The sequence below is a fragment of the Hymenobacter sp. genome, from assembly GCF_035709525.1.
Classification (GTDB): domain Bacteria; phylum Bacteroidota; class Bacteroidia; order Cytophagales; family Hymenobacteraceae; genus Hymenobacter.
On sequence record NZ_DASTEP010000106.1, the window covers coordinates 1 to 4,610 of the forward strand.

5 protein-coding genes are annotated in these 4,610 nt (G+C 62.5%); 1 reads left to right on the forward strand and 4 read right to left on the reverse strand.

The window, feature by feature from the left end:
- Positions 1-84 precede the first annotated feature (84 nt).
- The 3 genes from VFO93_RS08825 to VFO93_RS08835 all read right to left on the reverse strand — a co-directional run bounded on the left by VFO93_RS08825 (position 85) and on the right by VFO93_RS08835 (position 2,334).
- Positions 85-399 (reverse strand): transposase, encoded by a 315-nt coding sequence (locus VFO93_RS08825; protein WP_325133997.1) that lies wholly within the window; start codon positions 397-399, stop codon positions 85-87.
- Positions 400-482: 83 nt separating this feature from the next.
- Positions 483-1,637 carry a TIGR03364 family FAD-dependent oxidoreductase gene (locus VFO93_RS08830; RefSeq protein ID WP_325133998.1) on the reverse strand — a complete coding sequence of 385 codons (1,155 nt, stop codon included), beginning with the start codon at positions 1,635-1,637 and terminating at the stop codon, positions 483-485.
- A 121-nt stretch (positions 1,638-1,758) separates the two neighbouring features.
- Positions 1,759-2,334 carry an XRE family transcriptional regulator gene (locus VFO93_RS08835; protein ID WP_325133999.1) on the reverse strand — a complete coding sequence of 192 codons (576 nt, stop codon included), beginning with the start codon at positions 2,332-2,334 and terminating at the stop codon, positions 1,759-1,761.
- Positions 2,335-2,446: 112 nt separating this feature from the next.
- Between VFO93_RS08835 and VFO93_RS08840 the strand changes: the two genes are divergently transcribed.
- The gene (locus VFO93_RS08840; RefSeq protein WP_325134000.1) at positions 2,447-3,184 is read left to right on the forward strand and encodes an HAD family hydrolase; all 738 of its coding nucleotides are present in this window, start codon (positions 2,447-2,449) and stop codon (positions 3,182-3,184) included.
- A gap of 29 nt (positions 3,185-3,213) precedes the next feature.
- Here the strand turns inward: VFO93_RS08840 and VFO93_RS08845 are convergent, their stop codons facing one another.
- The gene (locus VFO93_RS08845) at positions 3,214-4,488 is read right to left on the reverse strand and encodes an alkaline phosphatase family protein (RefSeq protein WP_325134001.1); all 1,275 of its coding nucleotides are present in this window, start codon (positions 4,486-4,488) and stop codon (positions 3,214-3,216) included.
- Positions 4,489-4,610: the final 122 nt, after the last annotated feature.

Sequence of the window (4,610 nt, forward strand, 5' to 3'; positions counted from 1 at the left end):
TTCTACCGCACAAAGGACGCCTTTCGCCAGGCCGTGCTCAGCTTCTTTGACCGACTCAACGAGTTTGGGCACGACCTCGCGTCCCTACTTACGCTCAAGTTTCACCTCTTCCCGTCGCAGACCACTCTGTGACGAGTTTAATATATCGCGCTCGATTTCCACCCGCTTCAGCTCCGCGCGTAAGCGTTTGATTTCTTCACGCTCGGCGCTGCTGAGCACGGCCTGCTCCAACGCAGCGCGTTGCCAGCGGCCCAGCAGGGTGGGCGAGATGCCCTGGGCACGGGCCACATCCGTTTGCCGGGCTCCGGCGGCTACCTGGCGCACGCACTCGGCTTTAAAGGCGGGCGTGTATTTCTTGCGCGGAACGGGCTGGCCGTTAGCTACTTTTTTGTCGGGCATGGGCAGCGGAAATAAGGACTCCTTGCTGTCCGTTTCTGCTATACCACCCCACTCACTGGTCTATCCACCACCCCACCTCTTCCCTAGTTCAGGAGTTGGGCCGCGCTATGCTGTGCAAAGCCGCAGGCGCTCGTCATGCCTTTGCCCCCAATGCCCGTGACAATGTGAACGCGCGGGTCGGGCGAGTGCTGAAATACCTCGGCCGACCTGCTCTGGGTGTAGTAGCCATTCCAGGCGCGCTGCATGCGCCAGTCGGGCAGGTCCACGATGCGACGGGCCGCGCTGAGCATGAGCTGGTTGAGGTGGTCTACATTATTAAAATCCAGGTCGGCGGCCTGGGCTAGGTCGGCGTATTCGTGGGTGTCACCAATAATGATGGAGCCGTCCACAGCCTGCTTAAACAGGATATGAATACCCCAGTCGCGCAGGTCGGGGTCCATGTCCTCGGCCATCAACGCGCCAAACGACGGGCATGCCTTGAATGCTGCGTAGCGCCGTAGGCTCAGGCCCGTGAGCACCGAGCCCGGCAGCCGCACCTGCGGCAGCGGGTAGGTAGCCAGCATTTGCAGCTTCACGAGTTGCAAGTCGCTCTGCGCGAATACGTCGGGAAATAGCAGTTGGCAGTCGCGGCCGCTGCACACCAGCACCTGGGCAGCGGTGTAGCGCTGCCCGCGCGCGTCGACGACGGTGGCACCCGCATTGCCAGCCGTGACCTCGCGCACCGGCGTGGCGGGGCGGTAGTCGAGCTGAAAGCGGGCTGCCAGGTAGGCCAGCAGGCGGTGAATCATCTGGTGCGGCTCAGCCGTCACCTCCTGCTCAAATAGCAGGCCGCCCACGCAGTAGCTAGCTTGCACGGCGGGCAGCCGCTGCTGGCACTGGGCCGCCGTGAGCACCCGCGATGGATAGCCCAGGGCCTGGTAGCGCGCGTGTTTCTCCTCCAGCACCTGCATTTCGAGCGCCGTGGAGGCCAGGTAGAGCGAGCCGTTCTGGCGGATGGAGATATCGTACTCGGCCTGAATTTTCTGGTACGTGGCGAGGCTCACGCGGGCGTAGTCGAACCACTCGCCCTCGGCCATGCCCGAGGTGATAATCTGCCCGAAGTTGCGCACGGTGGCCTCCATCGGGCGGGCGTCTTTTTCGAGCAGTAGCACCTTGAGACCCTGTTGCAAGGCAAAATAGGCGTGAAAAGCTCCCAGGGCGCCCGCGCCCACTATGATTACATCGAACGAGTTGTACATGGCCAGATGGGCTGAATAGTACCGCCGCACAAACCTACTAACCGTTGCCACCAATGAAACACTTCGGGCGTTATGCCTACGTTATTTCTGCGGAGTCCTGGGGTGGTTTTGGCCCGTCATTTTAATCGGTAGGGCGCAGCAGGTAGACTTTAAACAGCCGGGCGGGCTGCTCGGTAGCATTGCGTACCGAGTGGGCGGCCAAGCCATCGAAGTACAGCGTGTCGCCGGGCTCCAGGGTCACTTCTTCATCCTTGAACCCATACTGCACCGTGCCTTCCAGCACGTGTAGGAGCTCAAGGGCATTGGTAGACAATGGCTTGCGATACGTCTGCGGACTGATGTGGACTTCGTTCACGCGCAGCGTGTAGGCTCCCAGGTCCTGCGAAAGCAAGTATTTATAGAGCAAACCTTTAGAATCTTCGCGCTGCTCGGGGCGGCCCTCGCCGGCGCGCACCAGCAGGTAGGGCGAGGCGGGGTTGCCGTTGATGTTTTTTACCAGCACCGCCACGTCAACCTCCAGCGAGTTGGCGATTTCAATCAATACCGAGAGCGAAGGCACGGTGCGGAAGTTCTCGATTTTGGAGAGCAGGCCAGCCGAGAGGCCGCTGCGCTTGGCCAACTCGCGCAAACTCATCTTTTTGGCCTTGCGCAATTCCAGGATGCGGAGGCCGATTAAACTCAGCTTGTCGTGCTTCATGCGAGCAAGTTCGGCATAAAAACATAACGCAAAGGTGCTGCCACGGCAACAAAGCGGGTTAGCACTGGCGCGTAATTTTGTTGCATATTAGTAAACACTAAATCTTGATTTTATGGACGCGCTACAACTCATTATCTTCGACATGGCCGGCACCACCGTGCGCGACGCGCATGAGGTAGAGGCCTGCTTTGCCCAGGCTGCCGCTGCTACCGGCCTGCGGGCCTCGGCCGCTCGCATTCTGGCCGTGCAGGGGCAGGCCAAGCGGGCCGTGTTTGAGCAGCTCTGGCGCGAGCAGCTGGGTGCAGAAACCCCATTGGCCGAGCTGACGCCGCACGTCGAGCGCTCGTACCAGGTGTTTCGGGAGGTGCTGGAGGTGCACTACTGCACCCAGCCGGTAGTGCCCACCGAGGGCTGTCTGGAGCTGTTTGCGTTCCTTAAAAACCAAGGTGTCCGCATCGCCCTCACTACGGGTTTTTACCGCGAGGTGACGGACATTATCCTGCACCGCCTGGGCTGGGATGTGAACCTCGACGCCCAGCGCCGAGGTAACCGCTACTCCGTTATCGACTTGTCTATCAGCAGCGATGAGGTAGCCGAGGGCCGCCCCGCCCCGCTCATGATTCAGCGGGCCATGCAGGCATTCGGCATCACCGACCCACGCCAAGTCTGGAACGTGGGCGACACGCCCTCCGACCTCGAATCGGGCCGCCGCGCCGGCTGCGCCCGTAGCCTGGGTTTGGTCAACGGCACCCACACCCGAGCGCAACTGGAAGCTTGCCCCAACGACGGGCTACTGGCTTCGCTGGCCGAGCTGCAGCAGCTGCTGCAAGCCGAGCTGATAGCGGCCTAGGGCAAATAGCACGCGCACGCCGGCGCGCGCTACTTGCCCGTCGGCGTGGGTGGCCCGGCGGGCATCAGCCAGGTATTGACGGTATTATGCTCGCCTTCGAGCACGATTTTGTAGAACGCGGCGGGGTAAGCCGCCCGGCTGAACGCTGCCCGCTGCCGGGCCAGCGGCACGGTACCCAGCAGCACGTACTCGTCCACGCCCCCGGTCTTAAACTTGTTGGTGGGCGTGGCCCAGATTTTCACCCGCTCGGCGCGGCCGCCCAGGGCGGTCCAGCGCAGGCGCAGGCTGTCGGGGGCCGCCGCCAGCAGCGGCGCGGCCAGCGACACGGGACCCAGCAGCGGTACGCCGTCGAGCTCACGCTGGGTGGCCACGGGCAGCGGCAACTGCATAAAGCGGGCGATGGTGGGCAGCACGTCGGTGATGCTAACGGGCGGACGCTGGGCATAAGCATTGGTTTGCTTATCGCTTAGCACCAGCCAGGTAGCGCGCTCGCGGGCCGACTGCCCGCCGTGGTTACGGCCAGTGGTAGCATCGCGGCCGTGGTCGGTGGTGAGCACCAGCAACCAATCTTCGGCGTGCTGCCGGGTGCGTTCTTGCAGAGCGGTCCATACCTGGCCCACTTGGGCATCGAGGTAGGCCAGGGCCTGCTGCTGCTGCGGGCTGTCGCCGTAGCGATGGCCGATGTCGTCGGTGTGCTCCAGGTAAATCCAGCTTAGGTCTGGAGCATTTTGGCGCAGGCACTGGGCGGCTTCGGCCACCACTTTGTCGTCGATGGCGTGGGTGTAGAGGCTGCCTTTGTCGTGCCGAAAAGCGACGGTATCGAGCTCGTAGCCATCGGCGTGGTAGTCAAATTTCAGGTTGCCCGCGGCCGGCAGGCCCTCGCCCACGAGCTTGGTGCGGTTGTCGAGCCAGGTCGAAAAAATACCGATTTTGGCGGTCGGCCGGGCTTCTTTCAGCAGCCGAAAGATATTCTTGTACTGGTAGTTGGGGGCCTGCACGGCATTGTCCCACACGTTGTGCTTATAGCCCCATGTGCCCGTAATAAGGTCCATGTAGCCGGGGGCTGAGATGGTGGGCGTCTGGGTGTAGGTGCCGAGGCCGCCGCCCACGTAGGCGGGCAGGTAGGTGCCGCTGGCGATTACCTTTTTGATGTTGGGTGTGGTAGCCTTTTCCAGCACATCGGCCGGGATGCCGTCGGCGATGATGAAGACCACTTTGCGAGCGCGGGCGGGTGGGCGCACGGCGGCCCGGGGGGCGAAGCCGAGCAGGCCGAGTAGCGTTAGGGCGAGTAGGGGGAGTTTCATGGGGTATAGTATGGGTGTGCCCAAGCGTGGGGAACCTCACCCCCCGGCCCCCTCTCCAAAAAAGAGGGGGAGCCGACCGCTAGCGGACGTCAGCGAACAGCAAAAAGGCGTTAGGCTCCCCC